Below are 20,206 nucleotides of genomic sequence, written 5' to 3'. Positions count from 1 at the left end.
CTGGAAACTTGCTGCTATCATGTCGGCGTTTTCCACTGGACCGCCACCATGTCTGAATACCTTGACGACGACTTCTCCGGCGAGAAGAGCAAAACCCAGATCAAGCGCGAGTTTCATGCGCTGCAGGATCTGGGGCAACGCCTGACTACCCTGAAACTCGATCTGCTGAACAAACTGCCGCTGACCGACGAGCTGCGCCGCGCGCTGGCCGAAGCGCCCAAGCACACCGCCAATGCCGCGAAGAAGCGCCATGTGCAGTTTATTGGCCGCTTGATGCGCGACCAGGACATCCCAGCCATCCTGACCTTGCTCGACCAGCTGGATGCCTCCACCCGCCAGTACAACGAACGCTTTCATAACCTGGAGCGCTGGCGTGACCGCTTACTCAACGGCGACGACGACACCCTGGAAAAATTTGTCGTCGAATACCCCAACGCCGACCGCCAGCACCTGCGCCAGCTGATCCGTCAGGGCCAGCACGAACTGGCGCAGAACAAAGCGCCTGCCGCGTCCCGCAAAATCTTCAAATACATCCGCGAGCTGGACGAAACCCAGCGCGGCTTGCGCTAAACCAGCACATCGATTGGGCTGCGCAACGCTCAACCCAATCGACGATTTTTAGCTGCCCGTACCGCCCACCGTAATCGCATCAATCTTCAGCGTCGGCTGGCCCACGCCAACCGGCACCGATTGGCCGTCCTTGCCGCAGGTGCCAACGCCGCTGTCCAGCGCTAGGTCGTTACCAACCATCGACACCTTGCTCATGGCTTCCGGGCCATTGCCGATCAGGGTGGCGCCTTTAACCGGGGCGGTGATCTTACCGTCTTCGATCAGGTAAGCCTCGCTGGTGGAGAACACGAACTTGCCGCTGGTGATATCCACCTGGCCGCCGCCGAGGTTGGCGCAGTAGATGCCCTTCTTCACCGAACGGATGATTTCTTCCGGGTCGCTTTCGCCGGCCAGCATGTACGTGTTGGTCATGCGTGGCATAGGCAGGTGCGCGTAGGACTCACGACGACCGTTACCGGTGCAGGCCACGCCCATCAGGCGGGCATTCAGCTTGTCCTGCATGTAGCCTTTGAGCACGCCGTTCTCGATCAGCGTGGTGCACTGGGTCTGGGTGCCTTCATCGTCCATGCTCAGGGAACCACGGCGCTCGGCCAGGGTGCCATCGTCGACGATGGTGCACAGGCTGGACGCCACCTGCTCGCCCATGCGGCCGCTGTAGGCCGAACTGCCTTTACGGTTGAAGTCGCCCTCCAGGCCATGACCGACGGCCTCGTGCAGCAGCACGCCAGACCAACCGGCGCCCATCACTACGGGCATCGTGCCTGCTGGGGCTGGAATCGCTTCCAGATTGACCAGTGCTTGACGCAGCGCCTCACGGGCATAGCCCATGGCGCGCTCTTCGTTATTGCTGGTCTGTTCGAGGAAGTAGCGGTAATCGGTACGCCCGCCGCCGCCTTGGCTGCCGCGCTCGCGACGACCGTTCTGCTCGACGATCACGCTGACATTGAAGCGCACCAGCGGGCGGATGTCCGCGCCCAGGCTGCCGTCATTCGCCGCCACCAGAACGCGATCCCACACCCCAGCCAGGCTGACCGAAACCTGCTTGATGCGGGGATCAAGGGCGCGGGTGGCGACGTCGATGCGCTTGAGCAGTTCGACCTTTTCCGCCCGTCCCAACACATCCAGCGGGTTGTCCTGGGCATACAGCGGTTTGACCAGCGGGCTGCTGAACGCTTGCACACGACCGTTCTGCCCGGCACGAGCAATCGAGCGAGCCGCTCGCGCAGCCTGACTCAGGGCATCGGCAGTGATCGCATTACTGTAGGCAAAACCGGTTTTCTCACCCGACTGAGCGCGTACACCGACACCCTGATCGAGGTTGAAACTGCCTTCCTTGACGATGCCGTCTTCCAGCGCCCAGGTTTCTGAGACCTGGCTCTGGAAGTACAGGTCGGCCGCATCGATTCCCGGCCCGGCCAAGTCAGCCAGGACCGCAGGCAGGTGCTCAATGGTCAAGCCGCCCGGCCCCAGCAGATGTTCACTGACGGATACCAACATACTGTTCATTGCTCAATCTCGTTGATGACTGTTGCACCTGGCAGCCGTGGTTCGGCTGCCGCAAAAAATCGTTTATGCCGCGCCACCGGCATGCGCTGGCGGATCGCCGCCTGCTCGGCTGCATCCCGTTCGGCCAGCAGCACCCCCGGCCCCTGCGGCAGCTCCGCGAGCACGCGACCCCATGGATCGACCAGTGCTGAATGACCAAAGGTTTCGCGCCCGCCAGGATGGATGCCGCCCTGTCCAGCCGCCAGCACATAGCACTGGGTTTCGATGGCCCGCGCGCGGGTGAGTATCTGCCAATGTGCTGCACCGGTAACCGCAGTAAAGGCCGCCGGCGCACAGATCAGCTCTGCACCGGCTGCGCGCAGGGCACTGTACAACTCGGGAAAGCGCAGGTCATAGCAAACGGTCATGCCCAAGCGCCCGACCGGGGTATCGGCAACGACGACCTGAGCGCCGAAGGCGTAATCATCCGACTCGCGGTAGCGGCCATGGCTGTCGCTGACATCCACATCGAACAAATGCAGCTTGTCATAGCGCGCCACGCGCTGGCCGGCATTATCGATCAGCAGCGAGCAGGCATGAGCCTTGGCATCGGGCTGACCATCCGGCGGCAAGGGCAAGGTGCCGGCGACAATCCACAAGCCCAGGTCACGGGCGGCTTGTTGCAACCAAGGCAGAATCGGTCCCGCGCCCAACGCTTCGGCGCGCCCCAGCGCGGCCTGATCGCGCCGGCCCATGGCCGCGAAATTTTCCGGCAGTACGGCCAATCGCGCACCTTGTGCGGCAGCCTGCTCAAGCAACTGCCGAGCCTGGGCCAGATTGGCCAGGACATCGGCCTGGCTGACCATTTGAATGACAGCGAAAGTCATGACTGCCTTTATCTCGATACCGGTATGGCTTCAGCTTACAAGCCATACCCGCAGACTGCACGGCTGCATATCAGCCATGCACGGTTTACTGAGGTTTTTCGAAGGGTTTGTCGAAGCTGATGTCCGGATTCTGCCAGGCACCCTTGACGTCGTACTGCACACTGGCAAAGCGCGCCACGCGGTCACCCAGCAGCTTATCGGCGATAAACAGCGCACCACCGATGGCCGGCGCACCGACTATCAGCGCAGCCAGTGGCAGGTTGTTGGTCACCGGCAAGGTCACCAACAACTTGGCATCGATACGGTCATTGGCCATATCCAGGGTGCCATTAAGTTCCAGATTGCTCGATGGGCCTTCAAGGGTGATCGGCTCACGGGTCACGAATACACCGTTGTCGGCCACCAGTAACCCTTTGACCCGGTCATAGCTCAGGCCCTTGCCAAGCAGGTCGGAGAAGTCCAGGCGCAGGCGCCGGCCGATCGAGTTGAAATTCAACAGGCCGAAAACCCGCAACGCCGAAGCCGGTCCCTCCACCTCGGAGAACTGGCCTTTGCGCAGCGAAGCATCCAGCGTACCGCTGAAACGCTTCAAACCGAACCAGGCCGGCGAGCCGGGCCAATCACCCTCAACATCCATATGAAAGTCGCGGCTGCTGGCGGTCGGTGCAAAGCCCCAGGCGATCAGCACATCGGCCAGATCGGCACCTTCCATGCGCCCCTTGTAGCTCGTGCGCACGCCATTTGCGGCGTTTAGCCAGGTGGCGCGGCCGCCAATCTTCAGGCCTTTGAGGTTGAGGTCCAACTCGTTGAAATGCACACCGGCACTGACCGGGCGCGCTTTGAGCGACCAGCTGCCCAGCGGTTCGATGCCTTGATAGACCTCGGCGATCCGCACGTCCAGCGCTGGGAAACGGCTCGGGTCGAAACTGGCCAGCGGATCGGGCGCATCGACTACCGGCTCGCCGGCGATTTTCTTCTCTGCCGCTGGTAAGCGCAGATAGTCGAGTGTCAAAGCAATCGGCAGCTCACGGGCATCCGGCAAGCCGACCTGGCCTTTGAGCTGTGGGCTGTCGAGGCTGACTGCCCAGGCGGCAGCCTCACGCTGAACCGCGACCTCCAGCGTATCGAGGCTGATACCAAAGCCGCTGAAACGTCCAATACGCAGCTGCGCATCCTTGAACAGTCGCTGTGCATCACCGATCGGCACGCTGGCATAGGGCTGCAACACCGCCTGCCAGGCCGACCAATCCAGCTCTGCCACGCGCCCACGCACGCGCAAGCCTTGGCTGGTAGGCAGGCTGGCTGGACCGTCGGCCAAGCGAATCTCACCACGCCCCTGATTGAACTGACCTGGGCTAGCAGCGAAGGTCAGGCTCAGTAAATCGGCGTAATCCAACCAGTAGCGCTGCTCACGACCGCCCAGGCTCATACGCCACTGCGTCGCCCGCGCCTCGGCAGCGGCCTTGCCGAACGGTGCAGGCAAGGCCACCGTCGCGCCTTTGAGGGATGAACTCACGCGCAGTTGACTGTCGGCCCCCTCGAGAATCAGGTTGAGGCGATACGGCAGCGTACCGCTGATGGGCAGCGGCTGGGTCACCCCCAGCCAAGCGCTCAGTTCTTTGACGGCAATCTCTCCGCTGGCCTCAATACGGCTGCGTGCTTTACCCCGCGCACCTTCGGCCAACGCTTTACCGCGCACCGCATGCCCCAGCACCTGGGCACGAATATCCGGGGCGCTCAGGCCACTGGCGGTGTTGTAACGGAAGGCGCCTTGCAACTGACTGAATTGCAGCGGCGGATTGGGCAAGCTGAGTTGTGCGCTTTCAGTAGCGAAATCCACCACCACTGCCGGAGCTAAGCCCTTGCGCAGCGGCAGATCAAGCTTGAGCTTGCCGGCCAGCGCACCTGCACCCGCCCATCCCGCAAACGTTTCAGCAGTGCCTATCGGCGCCTGTTGCAGGATATGCAGGGCATCCTCAACGTTGCTGCTCAGCTCACTGGTCAGCAACAGACGCGGCGGCTGGCCCGGCAATGCCGTCGCAATCAATGCCTGAGCATCGCTCACCTGGCTATCGAGAATGCGCCCTTCGGCCAACTCAACGCGTACGCCGGTGTCCTCGATCAAGACACGACCACGGCCTTCACGCAGGGCTGGCCAGCCGGGCTGAAAGGCCAACTCGGCATCATGCACAGCAAAGAACAGGCTGATGCTGCGCGCAGCATTTTCTGCACCTTTGTTCAGCGAACCCTGGTATTGGAAATAGCCTTCATCCACCGCGCCACCCCGGATGGCACTTTTCAACCAAGCATCCAAGTCAGCACTCATGCCCGGCGCACGGCTTGGCAGGTATTTCTCGGTAAAGCGCGCATCGCCGTTGCGCAGCCCGACACGCAGGTCCATGTAATCTTCCTGCGTCGGGTCAACACGCAGGCGGATGAGGAAGTCACCGGCGACCGGCCCCTCCTCACCCTGCACACGCAGGTACGGACTGCGTAAGGTGAAGGCGTGCTCGTCAATCTGCCAGGTCAGCAAGGCGTTGGCTTTCTGGTAGACCCAAGGTTTAGGGAACAGGGTGTCGAGGTGCAGGGAAAAATTTTCGCTGTCCAGGCGTAACTCACCTTGTCCGAGATCACCGCTGATGCTGCCGCTGACATTTTCTGCGGCCGGCGAGCCAAGGTATGCGGCAAAACCGATGCGTTCTAGATTGGCCGAGAACTGCAGGCGTTTGCCATCGATCAACCGCGGCCGGTAGTCGAGTTGAAGATTGCGCAGCGCGCCATGCGGTTTGAGTTGTTCAAGCAGCGCCAGCCCCTTATCCGGCAGTGGTGCAAGCCCTGCCACCAAGGGCTGAAGCGGCGCCAGATCAAGGCGATCAGCACTCAGCAACCATTGTTCCTGTACTTCTGCGCTCTCTGCCTGCTGGGTCAATGCAAGACGGACATCGCCCCAACGCTGTTCACCCCGACTGAACGCCAGATCATCCAGGAACAGCTTGAAGCCTTGCTCGGTGCGGGTGAAGTAAGCATTCAGCGCCAGATTATTCAGCGCCACCGACTCGCGCTCGGCGTAGCCGGCCTTGAGCTGCGGCACATGCAGGCGACTGACAGCCCGCTGCACGCCGCCATTGGCCCAGCTCAGCCAGACCTCACCGCCCAGCTGCAACTGCTCAAGCCGCCATTGCGCCAACAGGCTCGTCGGCACCCAGGCCGCCCAATCGCTCTGCGGCAGGCTCAGATACAGCTCGGCTTGGGCGTCTTGCCAGTGCTTAGCGTTTATACGCGTGCGCAACTGCAGGGCAAGCGGCTGACCATCGGGCAACAGCAGGCGGCCGTCCAGGCGCTGACGCGCGCTGCCGTTGCGCAGGGTGAGGTTTACATAGGTCAGGGTTCGTGCCGACTGATCGAAGGCCTGTATGGTGACTTGGCTGTTGAACAGCGACAGGCGCTTGAGCATCTGCGACTGTGTCAGCACCTGAGCCAGATCGAGCGGCGCGGGTTCATTGCGCTGCGGTAAGCCCTTGAGCGACCAGCTACCGTCTTCAGCTTGCTGCACGACCAGCTGCACACCATCCAGCTCAAGCCGGGCAATGCGCAACTGTCGCGCTAGGAGGCTAGCTAGCACATCAGGCATTACGCGCACCTGATCCAGCTGCAAGGCGCCTGCGCCATCACCGAGCGCAACATCGTGAGCGGTAAGTACGGGCGAAAAACCCTGCCAGAGGCCTTCCAATTCACCGATCTGCACCGGCATGGCCAACGCTTCACGTGCCTTGTCTTCGGCTTCCAGTCGGTATTCGGCGACCAGCGGCACCAGCTCGCGCCCGAGGCTGACATACAGCGCCGCCAATACCAGCGTCAAAGCGCACAGCCCCAATGCCGTACGCAGCAGCAAGGTAACCCAGCGCGCCAACGCGGCCATTCAGTTCACGCCCAGGCGGTAAACGCGCATATCAGAGCAGCACCACATCGTACTGTTCCTGGGAATACATGGTTTCAACCTGGAACTTGATGGTGCGGCCGATAAAAGCTTCGAGATCGGCGACGTTGCCCGACTCTTCATCGAGCAGCCGGTCGACCACTTTCTGATTGGCCAACACGCGATAACCTTCCGGTTGATAGGCCCGCGCCTCACGCAGAATTTCGCGGAAGATTTCGTAGCAGGTGGTCTCCGCCGTTTTCAGCTTGCCGCGACCCTGACAGGCGCTGCACGGCTCGCAGAGCACCTGTTCAAGGCTCTCGCGGGTGCGCTTGCGGGTCATCTGCACCAGGCCCAGCTCGGTGATGCCGATGATATTGGTCTTGGCATGGTCGCGCTCCAGCTGCTTCTCCAAGGTACGCAGTACCTGGCGCTGGTGCTCTTCATCTTCCATGTCGATGAAGTCGATGATGATGATCCCGCCGATATTGCGCAGGCGCAGCTGGCGAGCAATCGCGGTGGCGGCTTCCAGGTTGGTCTTGAAGATGGTCTCTTCCAGCGTGCGGTGACCGACGAACGCGCCGGTATTCACATCAATGGTGCTCATCGCCTCGGCTGGATCGATGATCAGGTAACCTCCGGACTTGAGCGGCACCTTGCGCTCCAGGGCCTTCTGGATTTCATCCTCAACGCCATACAGATCGAAGATCGGCCGTTCACCGGGGTAATGCTCCAGGCGGTCAGCGATTTCCGGCATCAACTCATCAACGAACTGAGTGATCTTGCCGAAAGTCTCGCGCGAATCGACGCGAATCTTCTCGATTTTCGGGTTGACCAGATCACGCAGGGTGCGCAGTGCAAGGGACAGATCTTCATAGATCACCAGCGGCGTCGGGCCGACCTTCATCTGCGTGGCGATCTGTTCCCACAGGCGGCGTAGGTAACGGATGTCTGCAAGGATCTCATCGGCACCGGCACCATCAGCCGCCGTGCGCAGAATAAAACCACCGGCTTCTTCGATGCCTTCTGCCGCCACGCAATCGGCCACCACCTGTTTTAGGCGCTCGCGCTCGGCTTCGTCTTCAATTTTCAGCGAGATGCCAACGTGGGCGGTGCGCGGCATATAGACCAGGTAGCGCGAGGGAATCGACAGCTGGGTGGTCAGACGTGCGCCCTTACTGCCAATCGGATCCTTGGTCACTTGCACGACCAGGCTCTGGCCTTCATGCACCAGAGCGCTGATGCTTTCCACCGCCGAACCTTCACGGGTGGAAATTTCCGCCGCGTGTATAAACGCCGCACGTTCGAGGCCGATATCGATAAAAGCCGCTTGCATGCCCGGCAGTACACGTACCACCTTGCCTTTGTAGATATTGCCGACGATGCCACGCTTCTGCGTGCGCTCGACATGCACTTCCTGCAGTACGCCGTTTTCCACCACCGCCACGCGCGATTCCATCGGCGTGATATTGATCAGGATCTCTTCACTCATGCGCTCATCTCTTCTGAGATAAAGCTGAAAGCCCAGGGACTGCGCCGATAATGGCTGTCACTCACCCGCGACCCGCAACCTCTTGACTGTGAACTGGCAGCGACTGCCAGCACGGAATAGCAAATTCTGCGAGCAAAGCGGCCGTTTCACACAGCGGCAAGCCCACCACCGCCGAATAACTGCCCCGCAACTGGCTGACAAACACCGCAGCCAGGCCCTGAATACCGTAACACCCGGCCTTATCCTGCGGCTCGCCGCTGGCCCAGTAGGCCTCGATTTCGGCTTGGCTCAACGCACGGAAGGTCACCTGGCTTGTGACCAACCGCGACACCTGGCGTTCGCGGCTGACCAGCGCCACGGCCGTCAGCACGTCATGGGTTCGACCAGACAGATCACTGAGCGTCGACAACGCATCGGCGCGGTCGGTCGGCTTGCCAAGAATTCGTCCATCAAGCACCACAGCCGTATCTGCACCGAGCACCACGGCATCCGCGGTATCGGTCAATGCAGCCAGCCCAGCTTGCGCTTTGCTAAGCGCCAGACGCTCTACATAGGCGATTGGCGACTCGCCTGGCAATGCATTTTCATCAATCGGTGCGATTTGCGTGAGGAAGGGCACAGCAATTTGCGTCAACAGCTCGCGGCGACGCGGCGATCCGGAGGCGAGATAGAGGGTGGCCATGCTGACTTCTCCCTGTCGGATAAACGCAAGGCCCAGCGGCCTTGCTTAATTGACGCCCAGACGCTGATGCAGCCCGCGCAGCAAAGTGCAGACCCAAGGCCAGAGCAGCGCACTGACCAGCGCTGGCAAGACAAAGGTCAAGGTTGGCGGGCGACTGCCGGTCAGCGCGTTCAGCCACAGCTGCACCAGCTGCGCCAAACCGAACACCACCAGCAGCACGGTGCTTTGCTGCCACATGGGGAACATGCGCAGACGCTGATGCAGGGTCAGCACCAGAAAAGTAATCAGAGTCAGGATCAGCGCATTTTGGCCGAGCAAGGTGCCATTCAGCACATCGGCTAACAGGCCAATAACCCAGGCCGTAGTCATGCCCACACGATGCGGCACAGCCAAGACCCAGTAAGTCAGAAACAACGCCAACCAGAGCGGCCGCCCCAGTTCCATGAACTTGGGCATGCTCGACACGCTGAGCAGCAGCGCCACGGCAAGTGTCAGCCAGACCACCCAGATATTGCTTGATCGTGCGGCCATTATTGCGTGGCCTCCGTCGGATTGGCGGGCGCTGCGGGTGCGGGGACCGCAGGTTGTTCAGGCTGCGCCTGCTGCAGAATTTCACGGTCCAGGGCTTCCTGCGCCTGCGCTGACTCAGTGGCGCGCTGCTCCGGCGTACGCGGATCGGTGAACACCAGCAGCATGTAACGACTGCGGTTCAGCGTGGCAGTGGGCACTGCACGGACAATCGCAAAAGGCTGACCGGAGTCGTGGATCACTTCGGACACCATGGCCACCGGATAACCGGCCGGGAAGCGCTGGCCAAGGCCAGAGCTGACCAGCAGATCGCCTTCTTTGATATCCGCCGTGTCAGCAACATGGCGCAATTCCAGGCGCTCCGGGTTGCCGGTGCCACTGGCGATGGCGCGCAGGCCGTTGCGATTGACCTGCACGGGAATGCTGTGGGTGGTATCGGTCAGCAGGAGAACGCGAGAGGTGTAGGGCATGACCTCGACGACCTGGCCCATCAGACCGCGGGCATCCAGCACGGGCTGACCCAATACCACACCGTCTTTTTCACCTTTGTCGATCAGGATCCGGTGGGTAAAGGGATTGGGGTCGATACCAATCAGTTCGGTGGCCAGTACATCGTCGTCAACCAAAGCGGCCGAATTGAGCAGCTCGCGCAGACGCACGTTCTGCTCGGTGAGCGCAGCGAGTTTCTGCAGACGACGCTGCATCATCAACTGCTCGGCCTTGAGCTTTTCATTTTCGGCGGCAAGCTCGTTACGCGTGCTCAGCTCCTGGGTCGCGCTTTCCCACACCCGAACGGGCAGCCGCCCAACCCAATACACCGGTTCAACAATCAGCCCCAGTTGGGCGCGCAACGGATGCAGCAAAGTGAAGCGTGCATCGACCACCATCAGCGCAGCCGACAACACGGTGAACACCAGCAGGCGTACACCCAGCGAAGGACCTTTGGCAAATAGCGGTTTGATCGGCAGCTCCTCACAGCGTCAGGCAGCAAAACAAAAGCTGCAAGCGAGTAGAACCCGGCTTGCAGCTCAAGACGTGGAGCGGTCGCGCTTATTCCGAGGACAGCAAGTCCATGGTGTGGCGATCCATCATCTCCAGCGCCTTGCCGCCACCGCGTGCAACGCAGGTCAGCGGGTCTTCAGCGACGATAACCGGCAGGCCGGTTTCCTGCGACAGCAGTTTGTCCAGATCACGCAGCAACGCGCCACCGCCGGTGAGCACCAGACCACGCTCGGCAATGTCGGAAGCCAATTCTGGCGGCGATTGCTCCAGCGCGCTTTTCACCGCCTGGACGATAGTCGCCAGGGACTCCTGCAGCGCTTCGAGCACTTCGTTGGAGTTCAGGGTGAAGCTGCGCGGTACGCCTTCGGCCAGGTTGCGGCCACGCACGTCGACTTCACGCAGTTCGCCACCGGCATACGCAGTACCGATTTCCTGCTTGATGCGCTCAGCGGTGGATTCACCAATTAGCGAACCGTAGTTGCGACGTACGTAGGTGATGATCGCTTCATCGAAACGGTCGCCACCAACGCGGACGGATTCGGCATAAACCACACCGTTCAGCGAGATAAGGGCGATTTCAGTGGTACCACCACCGATGTCGACGACCATCGAACCGCGGGCCTCTTCAACCGGCAGGCCGGCACCGATGGCAGCAGCCATTGGCTCTTCGATCAGGAACACTTCACGGGCACCGGCACCGAGGGCCGATTCACGGATGGCGCGACGCTCCACCTGGGTGGATTTGCACGGCACGCAGATCAGCACGCGCGGCGACGGTTGCAGGAAGCTGTTTTCGTGAACTTTGTTGATGAAGTACTGCAGCATCTTCTCGCAGACGCTGAAGTCGGCGATCACGCCGTCTTTCATCGGACGAATGGCGGCAATGTTGCCGGGGGTACGGCCGAGCATGCGCTTGGCTTCTGTTCCGACCGCCACAACGCTCTTCTGGTTACCGTGGGTACGGATGGCGACCACGGACGGCTCGTTCAGCACAATGCCGCGTTCGCGAACATAAATCAGGGTATTGGCAGTGCCCAGGTCAATCGACAGATCGCTGGAAAACATGCCACGCAGTTTTTTGAACATGGGATAGGGACCCTAGGCAACGCGTGGGTAAAGGCGAAGCGCGGTAAAGGCGCTGCTAAAAAGTGCGGCAAACTCTAACAACGGCAGGGATTTTGAGCAAGGCACCAATATGTTAGATTGCCGGTTTTTCAGGGCTTTAAGGCCCATCATCGCGACCTTTGACCACCACCTGTCACTATCTGTTCCCTGCGCACCTGTGCATGGCGACCCGTTCACATTTCCAAAGGCGGCCAGCAAATGCGCTGCTTCATATAGGGAGAAACCTGATGGCGCTTGAACGCTCCGACGTGGAGAAAATCGCTCATCTGGCCCGACTGGGCCTGAATGAAGCCGATATCCCGGGTACAACCGAGACCCTTAATAACATTCTTGGCCTGATTGATCAGATGCAAGCGGTCAATACAGACGGCATCGAACCACTGGCTCACCCACTGGAAGCCACTCAGCGCCTGCGCGCCGACCAGGTCACCGAGCGCAACCAGCGCGAGGCCTATCAGGCCATCGCACCCGCCGTGGAAAACGGCCTGTACCTGGTTCCGAAAGTCATCGAGTAAGGGATAAGCCAAGCCATGCATCAATTTACTCTGGCCGAGATCGCCCGCGGACTCGCCGACAAACAGTTTTCATCTGAAGAGCTGACCCGCAGCCTGTTGGCGCGCATCGCCCAACTCGACCCGCAGCTCAACAGCTTTATCACCGTCACCGAGGAGCTGGCCCTGAGCCAAGCCACCGCGGCTGACGCCCGCCGCGCCAACGGCGAGAATGGCGCCCTGCTCGGCGCACCAATCGGCCACAAGGATCTGTTCTGCACGCAAGACGTGCTGACCAGCTGCGCATCGAAAATCCTCACCGGGTTCAAGGCCCCCTATAACGCCACCGTGGTCGACAAGCTCGCCAGCGCCGGCGCCGTGACCCTGGGCAAGCTGAACATGGACGAATTCGCCATGGGCTCGGCCAACGAATCCAGCCACTACGGCGCGGTGAAAAACCCCTGGGACCTGAGCCGCGTACCCGGCGGTTCTTCCGGCGGTTCCGCCGCTGCAGTGGCCGCACGCCTGCTGCCGGCCGCTACCGGCACCGATACTGGCGGTTCGATTCGCCAGCCGGCGGCGCTGACCAACCTCACCGGGATCAAGCCGACCTACGGCCGCGTTTCGCGCTGGGGCATGATCGCCTACGCCTCCAGCCTCGACCAGGGCGGCCCACTGGCCCGCACTGCAGAAGACTGCGCGCTGATGCTGCAAGCCATGGCCGGTTTCGATGCCAAGGACTCGACCAGCGTCGATCAGCCGGCTGATGACTACCTGGCCGCACTCAGCCAGCCGTTGAACGGCCTGCGCATCGGCCTGCCGAAGGAATACTTCGGTGCAGGTCTGGACGCACGCATCGGCGAGAAGGTCATGGCCGTGGTGGAAGAGCTGAAAAAGCTCGGCGCGACCGTCAAGGAAATCAGCCTGCCCAATATGCAGCACGCGATACCCGCCTACTACGTAATCGCCCCGGCCGAGGCCAGCAGCAACCTCTCGCGCTTTGACGGCGTGCGCTTCGGCTACCGCTGCGAAAACCCGGTGAATCTGGAAGACCTGTACAAGCGCTCGCGCGGCGAAGGCTTCGGTGCGGAAGTAAAACGCCGCATTATGGTCGGCACCTACGCGCTGTCCGCCGGTTACTACGACGCTTACTACCTGAAGGCGCAGAAGATCCGCCGCCTGATCAAGAATGATTTTGTCGCCGCCTTCAATGACGTCGACGTGATCCTCGGCCCTACCACGCCAAACCTGGCCTGGAAGCTCGGCGAGAAGAACAACGATCCGGTCGCCGCCTACCTGGAAGACATCTACACCATCACCGCCAACCTCGCCGGCATCCCCGGCCTGTCGATGCCTGCCGGCTTCGTCGATGGTTTACCGGTTGGCGTGCAGTTGCTCGGCAACTACTTCCAAGAAGGCCGCCTGCTCAACGTTGCCCACCAGTACCAACAGGTCACTGACTGGCACACCCACGCACCGAGCGGATTCTGAGGACGACTGACATGCAATGGGAAACCGTAATCGGGCTGGAAATTCACGCCCAGCTCAGCACCCAATCGAAGATATTTTCCGCCAGCGCCATCGCCTTCGGCGCCGAGCCCAACACCCAGGCCAGCCTGGTTGACCTCGGCATGCCTGGCACCCTGCCGGTACTGAACGCCGAAGCCGTGCGCATGGCCTGCAAGTTCGGCCTGGCGATTGATGCCGAAATCGCCCCGCACAACATCTTTGCGCGCAAGAACTACTTCTACCCAGACCTACCCAAGGGCTACCAGACCAGCCAGATGGACCACCCCATCGTTGGCAAGGGCTTCCTCGACATCACCCTGGAAGACGGCACCCAGAAGCGCATCGGCATCACCCGCGCGCACCTGGAAGAAGACGCCGGCAAGAGCCTGCACGAAGACTTCCACGGTATGAGCGGCATCGACCTCAACCGTGCCGGCACGCCGTTGCTGGAAATCGTCTCCGAGCCGGACATCCGCTCAGCCAAGGAAGCCGTGGCCTACGTCAAGGCAATCCATGCACTGGTACGCTACCTCGGCATCTGCGACGGCAACATGGCCGAAGGCTCGCTACGCTGCGACTGTAACGTCTCGGTGCGCCCGGTTGGCCAGGCCGAGTTCGGCACCCGCGCCGAGATCAAGAACGTCAACTCGTTCCGCTTTATCGAAAAAGCCATCAACCATGAAGTGCAACGCCAAATCGAACTGATCGAAGACGGCGGCAAAGTTGTGCAGGAAACTCGCCTGTACGACCCGAACAAGGACCAGACGCGCTCCATGCGCAGCAAGGAAGAAGCCAACGACTACCGTTACTTCCCCTGCCCGGACCTGCTGCCGGTGGTGATCGAGCAGAGCTTCCTCGACGAAGTGCGCGCCACTCTGCCGGAGTTGCCGGTCGAGAAGCGCGCACGTTTCGAGCGCGAGTTCGGCCTGTCCGCCTACGACGCCGACGTACTGGCTGCCAGCCGCGAACTGGCCAACTACTTCGAAGCCGTCAACACCGTATGCGGCGACGCCAAACTGGCCGCCAACTGGGTGATGGGTGAGCTGTCCAGCCTGCTCAACAAGGACAACCTGGAAATCGACCAGTCGCCGGTTTCCGCTGAGCAGCTGGGCGGGATGATCCTGCGCATCAAGGACAACACCATCAGCGGCAAGATCGCCAAGATGGTCTTCGAGGCCCTGGCCGCCGGCGAAGGTGCAAGCGCTGACGAAGTGATCGAGAAGAAAGGCCTCAAGCAGGTCACCGACTCTGGCGCCATCGAAGCCATGCTGGACGAAGTACTGGCCGCCAACGCTGAACAGGTTGAACAGTACCGGGCTGCGGATGAAGCCAAGCGCGGCAAGATGTTCGGCTTCTTCGTCGGCCAGGCCATGAAAGCCTCGAAGGGCAAGGCCAACCCCGGCCAGGTGAACGAACTGTTGAAGAAAAAGCTCGAAGCTTGAGCCTTGCAGCACGACACAACGCCGGGTCTACCCGGCGTTGTTTTGTCCGCCCTCCACATTCAGGGACCGCTATGCGCCTGTTACTGATTGCCATCACCAGCTTGCTGCTCAGCGCCTGCGCCAGCCAGGGCCAGGTCGACCCGCAAGGTTACCGCGCCGAGGGCCAGGCGTCCTATTACGGCGCACGGCACCACGGTAACAAGACCGCCAGCGGCGAACGCTTTGACCAGAATGCACTGACCGCAGCACACCGCACCCTGCCGTTTGGTAGCCGCGTGCAGGTGACCAATCTGCGCAATGACAAGACAGTGGTGGTACGCATCAACGACCGCGGCCCCTACGCCAAGAAGCGTATCATCGACCTCTCGCAAAAAGCCGCCGAACAGCTGGATATGCTGCGCGACGGCGTAGCGCTGGTGCGCGTGGAACAATTGTCCGACTGAACACAGCTGTTTACAAAGAAGCCATGGACAGCCCGGCCTAGCCTCTGGCGTAACGCAAGCCGATGATTAAACTAGCGCCACTTTTATGGAGCCCCTTGCAATGACCCTGATGACCTTTGTTTATCTGATTGCCGGCCTGGTGCTGCTGGTGGCCGGTGCAGAAGTGCTGGTCCGCGGCGCAGCCAAATTGGCGGCGCAATTCGGCATTCCGCCGCTGATCATCGGCCTCACTGTGGTCGCATTTGGCACCAGCGCACCGGAAACCGCCGTCAGCGTGCAAGCCGCCCTGAATGGCAGTGGCGACCTGGCGATTGGCAACGTAATTGGCAGCAATATCGCCAACGTCCTGCTGATTCTTGGCCTGACCGCGGTGGTTGCACCGCTGATCGTCTCGCGCCAGCTGATCCGCCTGGACGTACCGATCATGATCGGTGCCAGCCTGGTGGTTTACGCCCTGGCCTGGGACGGCAGCCTCAGCCGCCTCGACGGCGCCCTGCTGTTTGCCGGCGTTCTGGCCTATACCGGTTTCCTGATTATCAGCTCGCGCCGCGACAAGAGCAGCAATGAGGATGACGAGTTTGCCAAGGAGTTCGGCCTCAATGAGCCGGCCAAACCCTACGCCTGGGTAATTAATCTGGTCCTGATCATTGCTGGCCTGGTGCTGCTGGTCACAGGCTCCAACTTTCTGGTCGAGAGCGCCGTCACCATGGCCCGCGCACTGGGCATCTCGGAACTGGTGATCGGCCTGACCGTAGTCGCCATCGGCACCTCGTTGCCTGAACTGGCCACCTCGATCATGGCCGCCATCAAGGGCGAGCGCGATATCGCCGTGGGCAATATCGTAGGCAGCAATATCTTCAACCTGCTCTGCGTGCTCGGCCTGGCCTCAATGGTCTCGCCGCAAGCCATCAGCGTGGCCGCCAACGCCCTGGCCTTCGACTTCCCGGTAATGATCGCAGTGGCCGTGGCCTGCCTGCCAATTTTCTTCGCCGGCTACCGCATCAACCGTTGGGAAGGCCTGCTGTTCCTGGCCTACTACGTGGCATACACGGTTTACCTGGTGCTGTCGTCGACTGGCAAGCCGTTCGCCGAGGTCTTCGGCGACGCCATGCTCGGTTACGCCCTGCCGCTGACTGCTGTAACCCTGGTGATCATCGCCGGCCGTGCCTGGCACAAGCAGAAAGCCTGACGGTCCATTGGGAGGAAACCGCATGAGTGACAGCCACGCACAAGGTCTGAAAGTCCGCCGCGAGGTGATGGGCGATGCCTTTGTCGATCGCGCCCTGGGTAACGCCACAGACTTTACCCAGCCGCTGCAGGACTTCGTTAACGAACACGCCTGGGGCGGTGTGTGGACCCGCGACGGCCTGGACCGCAAAACCCGCAGCCTGATTACCCTGTCCGCCCTTACCGCGCTGAAATGCCCGCAGGAACTCAAGGGCCACGTGCGCGGTGCGCTGAACAATGGCTGCACGGTCGAGGAAATCCGCGAAACCCTACTGCACTGCGCGGTGTATGCCGGCGTGCCGGCAGCCATCGACGCCTTTCGCGCCGCCCAGGAAGTGATCGACGACTTCCAGCAGGCCTGATCGCAACAAAATAGAAAGCCGGGCATTGCCCGGCTTTTTTATGCCCGCGCAACGGCTAGATCCAGCCGGCCCACTGCAGCACAAACAGCCCGAGGTTGGTGGTCACCACCGTGGCCAGGGTTGTCAGCACGATGATCGCCGCCGCCAGCTGATGATTGCCGCCCACTGCCTTGGCCATGACGAAACTAGCTGCGGCGGTTGGGCTGGCAAAGTACAGAAAGAGAATCGCCAGATCGGCATCACGAAAGCCCCACAGCCATGCGCCCAGGGTGGCCACCAACGGCAACCAGAGCACCTTCATCAGACTTGAACTGATCGCCATGCCACTGCTCTCACGCAGCGATTCTAAGGTAAGGGTGCCACCAATGCAGATCAGCGCCAGCGGCAGGCTCATCTGCGCAAAATATTCCCCGGAAGTCAGCAACCAGTCCGGCAGCGAAATTTGCCAGGCGGCAAAGGGAATGGCCGCCAGCACGCCGACAATCAGCGGATTGCTGAGGATGTTCTTGGTCAGACTCCAGACATCGGTCTTGGCCTCTGGGCTGTAGATCGCCAGCACAATCGCCGACAGGGTGTTGTAGCTGAGGATAACCACACCACCGAGCACCGCACCGACCGACAGGCCGTAATCACCGTACATGCTGGTGGCCAGCGCCAGACCGATAATGCCGTTGTTACCGCGAAACGCACCCTGGGTGTAGATGCCACGATCAGCCTCCGGGCAACGCAGGATCGCCCAGCCCCAGGCGAGCAGAAAGCAGCCCAGGGTCGCCAGCACAAAATACACCAGCAAGGCCGGCTGCAAGGCGGTGCGCAGATCCGCCTGGACGATGCCGAGAAACAGTAGGGTGGGCAGCGTGCCGCGAAACACCAGCGCCGATGCGGTGTTGATAAAGGCCGCATCAATCAGCCCCAGACGTTTGAGCGCCACGCCGAGAAACAGCATGGAGAACACCGGAGCAGTGACGCTTATGGTTTGCTGAACGACGGCGAGCATGACAGCCCCTGACCACTTAGATAGGGGGCTAATAATAGCAAGGCTGCCTGACGGAAAGCTTTCAGCAGCCTTTCATGCGGAAAAAAACGTCGGTAGCGTTTTTTAACGTCGCACAGCGACAGCCCGCTGGGTGGCCGCCACGGATGGCAGGCCATAGAAATAACCCTTAGCGGCGTACCGGACGTTTCTGCAATTTGCGCTGCAAGGTCCGCCGATGCATGCCAAGGGCACGGGCAGTGGCGGAGATATTGCCTTCATGCTCGCTGAGCACGCGCTGGATGTGCTCCCACTGCAGGCGATCCACTGACATCGGATTTTCCGGCACCAGGCTATCCAGATCGGCATGCTGGGTCAGCAGCGCGGCCAGCACATCGTCGGCATCGGCCGGTTTACACAGGTAGTTGCAGGCGCCACGCTTGATCGCCTCCACCGCTGTGGCAATGCTCGAATAGCCGGTGAGAATCACCACGCGCATTTCGGCGTCCAGCTCCAGCAGCTTGGGCAGCAGCACCAGACCGGAATCACCTTCCATCTTCAGGTCAACCACGGCGTAGTCCGGCAGGTCCTGCACGGCCAGGGCAAGGCCTTCTTCAGCGGAACCGGCGGTCGACACACGCAAGCCACGTCGACTCATGGCCCGCGCCATGACGCGGGTAAAAGTCGGGTCATCGTCAACCAGCAACAGGTGCGGTTGTTCGTCGCCTTCGAACAGGATTTCGTCACTCATACTCAATGCTTCCTCAGGCTCGGCCGTAGGCGCGCGGCAGTTTCAGCTCGGTGAGCGTGCCGCCTTCTTCATGGTTATACAGTTTAACCGTGCCGCCGGCACGGGTGACGCTGGCCTGACTGAGGAACAGGCCCAGACCAAACCCCTTGCCCTTGGTGGTGAAAAACGGCCGCCCCAGCTGCTCGGCAATCGCCAGCGGCACACCGGCACCAAAGTCACGAATGCTAAAGCGCAGCCACTGGTGATCCCAATCTAGGCGAATATCCAGCTTGTCCGGGCAGGCGTCGGCGGCGTTGTTCAACAGGTTGAGCAACGCCTGGGTCAGATCGGCCGGCGGCATCATTTTGGGAGGGGTGCCACGGCCCAGGCATTGATAGCGATAACTGGCTTCAGGGCGCATCAGGTGCCAGCGATTGAGCGTGGTTTCCAGCCATTCGACTGACGACAGCTCGATCACTGCCTGACGGCGATCCGCTTCGGCGGCACGCACCAGGTGCTGCAGGGTTTCTTTGCACAGCTTGACCTGCTCCTGCAGCACGGCCAGGTCTTCCTGCAGGGTCGGTTCCTGATGCTCGCGGCGCAGTTCCTTGATCAGCACGCTCATGGTCGCCAGCGGCGTGCCCAATTCGTGCGCCGCACCCGCCGCCTGGGTTGCTACGGCGAGCAGTTGCTGGTCACGCAAGCCTTCTTCCCGGCGCTCGGCGCGCAGCTCTTCCTGACGGCGCAGCTCTTCGGCCATCTTCGCCACGAAAAAGGTGATCAACCCGGCGGCCAAAGCAAAGCTCAGCCACATACCGTAGATCAGCAGGCTCTCACGCGGGCCTGACGGCAGGTCCAGCGGATGCGACCAGACCAGCAGAAAGGTATAACCGCCCAGCGCCAGCCCCGAGAGAGTAATGGTATAGAGCCAGGGCAAGGTCGCTGCGGCAATCGTCAGCGGCACCAAGTAATAAGAAACGAAGGGGTTGGTCGAACCACCCGAGTAATACAGCAACAGGCTGTGGATGATCAGGTCGCAGCCCAGTTGCACCGCGTACTCCTGCTCAGTCACCGGCCAGGGGCCGCGCAAACGCAACGCGGTCAGCAGACACAGCACCAGGGAGATGCCGAGGGTGACGCTGAGCTCCAGCCAGGGCAGCGGCAGCGCCCCCGACTTGTACGCCAGCCCCACAGAACCGGCTTGCGCGGCCAGCACCAGAATGCGGATCAGGGTCAGGCGCCAGAGGTTTTGCCGGCTCGCCGACAGTAGCTGCACAGGTGCGAGCATAGAATCTCCAAGATGCTCATTTAGCGAGCCGCAGGAGTATAACCAAGCCTCTCT

General features: G+C 61.2%; 18 protein-coding genes. 7 read left to right on the top strand and 11 right to left on the bottom strand.

The genetic code is table 11. The annotated features are described in order from the left end of the window. Positions 1-48: 48 nt before the first annotated feature. On the top strand, positions 49-570 hold the full coding sequence (gene yjgA / locus HCI85_RS19675; protein WP_167147408.1) for a ribosome biogenesis factor YjgA: 522 nt from the start codon (positions 49-51) through the stop codon (positions 568-570). 48 nt (positions 571-618) lie between these two features. Here the strand turns inward: yjgA and tldD are convergent, their stop codons facing one another. From tldD to mreB, 8 genes are all read right to left on the bottom strand, one after another. Continuing rightward, the gene (tldD, locus tag HCI85_RS19670) at positions 619-2,076 is read right to left on the bottom strand and encodes a metalloprotease TldD (RefSeq protein WP_160089132.1); all 1,458 of its coding nucleotides are present in this window, start codon (positions 2,074-2,076) and stop codon (positions 619-621) included. Next, a complete protein-coding gene (locus tag HCI85_RS19665) occupies positions 2,073-2,942 on the bottom strand; it encodes a carbon-nitrogen hydrolase family protein (RefSeq protein ID WP_167147405.1) in 870 nt (289 codons plus the stop codon). Before HCI85_RS19665 ends, tldD begins: the two co-directional genes overlap by 4 nt. 85 nt (positions 2,943-3,027) lie before the next feature. Then, complete coding sequence (locus HCI85_RS19660) at positions 3,028-6,861, bottom strand: YhdP family protein (protein WP_167147402.1); 3,834 nt, start codon at positions 6,859-6,861, stop codon at positions 3,028-3,030. 31 nt (positions 6,862-6,892) lie between these two features. Further along, on the bottom strand, positions 6,893-8,350 hold the full coding sequence (gene rng / locus HCI85_RS19655; RefSeq protein WP_160089138.1) for a ribonuclease G: 1,458 nt from the start codon (positions 8,348-8,350) through the stop codon (positions 6,893-6,895). Between the two features lie 61 nt (positions 8,351-8,411). Further along, complete coding sequence (locus HCI85_RS19650; protein ID WP_167147398.1) at positions 8,412-9,032, bottom strand: Maf family protein; 621 nt, start codon at positions 9,030-9,032, stop codon at positions 8,412-8,414. Between the two features lie 45 nt (positions 9,033-9,077). Then, positions 9,078-9,563, bottom strand: coding sequence for a rod shape-determining protein MreD (gene mreD, locus HCI85_RS19645; protein ID WP_090255532.1), 486 nt, complete (start codon positions 9,561-9,563; stop codon positions 9,078-9,080). Further along, the gene (mreC, locus tag HCI85_RS19640) at positions 9,563-10,474 is read right to left on the bottom strand and encodes a rod shape-determining protein MreC (RefSeq protein WP_241693821.1); all 912 of its coding nucleotides are present in this window, start codon (positions 10,472-10,474) and stop codon (positions 9,563-9,565) included. The genes mreD and mreC overlap by 1 nt, the downstream gene beginning before the upstream one ends. 136 nt (positions 10,475-10,610) lie before the next feature. Beyond that, positions 10,611-11,648, bottom strand: a complete 1,038-nt coding sequence (mreB, locus tag HCI85_RS19635; protein ID WP_090255536.1) for a rod shape-determining protein MreB — start codon at positions 11,646-11,648, stop codon at positions 10,611-10,613. A gap of 266 nt (positions 11,649-11,914) precedes the next feature. Between mreB and gatC the strand changes: the two genes are divergently transcribed. The 6 genes from gatC to pcaC all read left to right on the top strand — a co-directional run bounded on the left by gatC (position 11,915) and on the right by pcaC (position 17,161). Continuing rightward, positions 11,915-12,202, top strand: a complete 288-nt coding sequence (gatC, locus tag HCI85_RS19630) for an Asp-tRNA(Asn)/Glu-tRNA(Gln) amidotransferase subunit GatC (RefSeq protein WP_160089142.1) — start codon at positions 11,915-11,917, stop codon at positions 12,200-12,202. Positions 12,203-12,217: 15 nt separating this feature from the next. Continuing rightward, positions 12,218-13,669, top strand: coding sequence for an Asp-tRNA(Asn)/Glu-tRNA(Gln) amidotransferase subunit GatA (gene gatA / locus HCI85_RS19625; protein WP_167147395.1), 1,452 nt, complete (start codon positions 12,218-12,220; stop codon positions 13,667-13,669). A gap of 11 nt (positions 13,670-13,680) precedes the next feature. Continuing rightward, a complete protein-coding gene (gene gatB / locus HCI85_RS19620) occupies positions 13,681-15,129 on the top strand; it encodes an Asp-tRNA(Asn)/Glu-tRNA(Gln) amidotransferase subunit GatB (RefSeq protein WP_090255542.1) in 1,449 nt (482 codons plus the stop codon). Positions 15,130-15,200: 71 nt separating this feature from the next. Further along, complete coding sequence (locus HCI85_RS19615) at positions 15,201-15,572, top strand: septal ring lytic transglycosylase RlpA family protein (protein WP_167147391.1); 372 nt, start codon at positions 15,201-15,203, stop codon at positions 15,570-15,572. Between the two features lie 100 nt (positions 15,573-15,672). Beyond that, entirely contained in the window at positions 15,673-16,761 is a 1,089-nt protein-coding gene (locus HCI85_RS19610) for a calcium/sodium antiporter (protein ID WP_167147388.1), read from the top strand. A 22-nt stretch (positions 16,762-16,783) separates the two neighbouring features. After that, on the top strand, positions 16,784-17,161 hold the full coding sequence (pcaC, locus tag HCI85_RS19605) for a 4-carboxymuconolactone decarboxylase (RefSeq protein WP_167147383.1): 378 nt from the start codon (positions 16,784-16,786) through the stop codon (positions 17,159-17,161). A 55-nt stretch (positions 17,162-17,216) separates the two neighbouring features. On the opposite strand, the gene HCI85_RS19600 is transcribed toward pcaC, so the two are convergent. The 3 genes from HCI85_RS19600 to HCI85_RS19590 all read right to left on the bottom strand — a co-directional run bounded on the left by HCI85_RS19600 (position 17,217) and on the right by HCI85_RS19590 (position 20,152). Next, the gene (locus tag HCI85_RS19600; protein WP_167147380.1) at positions 17,217-18,158 is read right to left on the bottom strand and encodes an AEC family transporter; all 942 of its coding nucleotides are present in this window, start codon (positions 18,156-18,158) and stop codon (positions 17,217-17,219) included. A gap of 166 nt (positions 18,159-18,324) precedes the next feature. After that, positions 18,325-18,885 carry a response regulator transcription factor gene (locus HCI85_RS19595; protein WP_090255553.1) on the bottom strand — a complete coding sequence of 187 codons (561 nt, stop codon included), beginning with the start codon at positions 18,883-18,885 and terminating at the stop codon, positions 18,325-18,327. Positions 18,886-18,898: 13 nt separating this feature from the next. Next, the gene (locus tag HCI85_RS19590) at positions 18,899-20,152 is read right to left on the bottom strand and encodes an ATP-binding protein (RefSeq protein ID WP_167147377.1); all 1,254 of its coding nucleotides are present in this window, start codon (positions 20,150-20,152) and stop codon (positions 18,899-18,901) included. Positions 20,153-20,206 lie beyond the last annotated feature (54 nt).

The organism is Pseudomonas sp. OTU750018 (assembly GCF_011636575.1).
In the GTDB taxonomy this organism is placed as follows: Bacteria; Pseudomonadota; Gammaproteobacteria; order Pseudomonadales; family Pseudomonadaceae; genus Aquipseudomonas; species Aquipseudomonas peli.
This window is presented reverse-complemented; position numbering and strand designations above follow the sequence as displayed.

What these genes read in the sequence shown, in the direction of transcription:
- yjgA (WP_167147408.1), top strand. Translation starts at nt 49, where the DNA reads ATGTCTGAATACCTTGACGACGACTTCTCCGGCGAGAAGAGCAAAACC.
- tldD (WP_160089132.1), bottom strand. Translation starts at nt 2,076, where the DNA reads ATGAACAGTATGTTGGTATCCGTCAGTGAACATCTGCTGGGGCCGGGC.
- HCI85_RS19665 (WP_167147405.1), bottom strand. Translation starts at nt 2,942, where the DNA reads ATGACTTTCGCTGTCATTCAAATGGTCAGCCAGGCCGATGTCCTGGCC.
- HCI85_RS19660 (WP_167147402.1), bottom strand. Translation starts at nt 6,861, where the DNA reads ATGGCCGCGTTGGCGCGCTGGGTTACCTTGCTGCTGCGTACGGCATTG.
- rng (WP_160089138.1), bottom strand. Translation starts at nt 8,350, where the DNA reads ATGAGTGAAGAGATCCTGATCAATATCACGCCGATGGAATCGCGCGTG.
- HCI85_RS19650 (WP_167147398.1), bottom strand. Translation starts at nt 9,032, where the DNA reads ATGGCCACCCTCTATCTCGCCTCCGGATCGCCGCGTCGCCGCGAGCTG.
- mreD (WP_090255532.1), bottom strand. Translation starts at nt 9,563, where the DNA reads ATGGCCGCACGATCAAGCAATATCTGGGTGGTCTGGCTGACACTTGCC.
- mreB (WP_090255536.1), bottom strand. Translation starts at nt 11,648, where the DNA reads ATGTTCAAAAAACTGCGTGGCATGTTTTCCAGCGATCTGTCGATTGAC.
- gatC (WP_160089142.1), top strand. Translation starts at nt 11,915, where the DNA reads ATGGCGCTTGAACGCTCCGACGTGGAGAAAATCGCTCATCTGGCCCGA.
- gatA (WP_167147395.1), top strand. Translation starts at nt 12,218, where the DNA reads ATGCATCAATTTACTCTGGCCGAGATCGCCCGCGGACTCGCCGACAAA.
- gatB (WP_090255542.1), top strand. Translation starts at nt 13,681, where the DNA reads ATGCAATGGGAAACCGTAATCGGGCTGGAAATTCACGCCCAGCTCAGC.
- HCI85_RS19615 (WP_167147391.1), top strand. Translation starts at nt 15,201, where the DNA reads ATGCGCCTGTTACTGATTGCCATCACCAGCTTGCTGCTCAGCGCCTGC.
- HCI85_RS19610 (WP_167147388.1), top strand. Translation starts at nt 15,673, where the DNA reads ATGACCCTGATGACCTTTGTTTATCTGATTGCCGGCCTGGTGCTGCTG.
- pcaC (WP_167147383.1), top strand. Translation starts at nt 16,784, where the DNA reads ATGAGTGACAGCCACGCACAAGGTCTGAAAGTCCGCCGCGAGGTGATG.
- HCI85_RS19600 (WP_167147380.1), bottom strand. Translation starts at nt 18,158, where the DNA reads ATGCTCGCCGTCGTTCAGCAAACCATAAGCGTCACTGCTCCGGTGTTC.
- HCI85_RS19595 (WP_090255553.1), bottom strand. Translation starts at nt 18,885, where the DNA reads ATGAGTGACGAAATCCTGTTCGAAGGCGACGAACAACCGCACCTGTTG.
- HCI85_RS19590 (WP_167147377.1), bottom strand. Translation starts at nt 20,152, where the DNA reads ATGCTCGCACCTGTGCAGCTACTGTCGGCGAGCCGGCAAAACCTCTGG.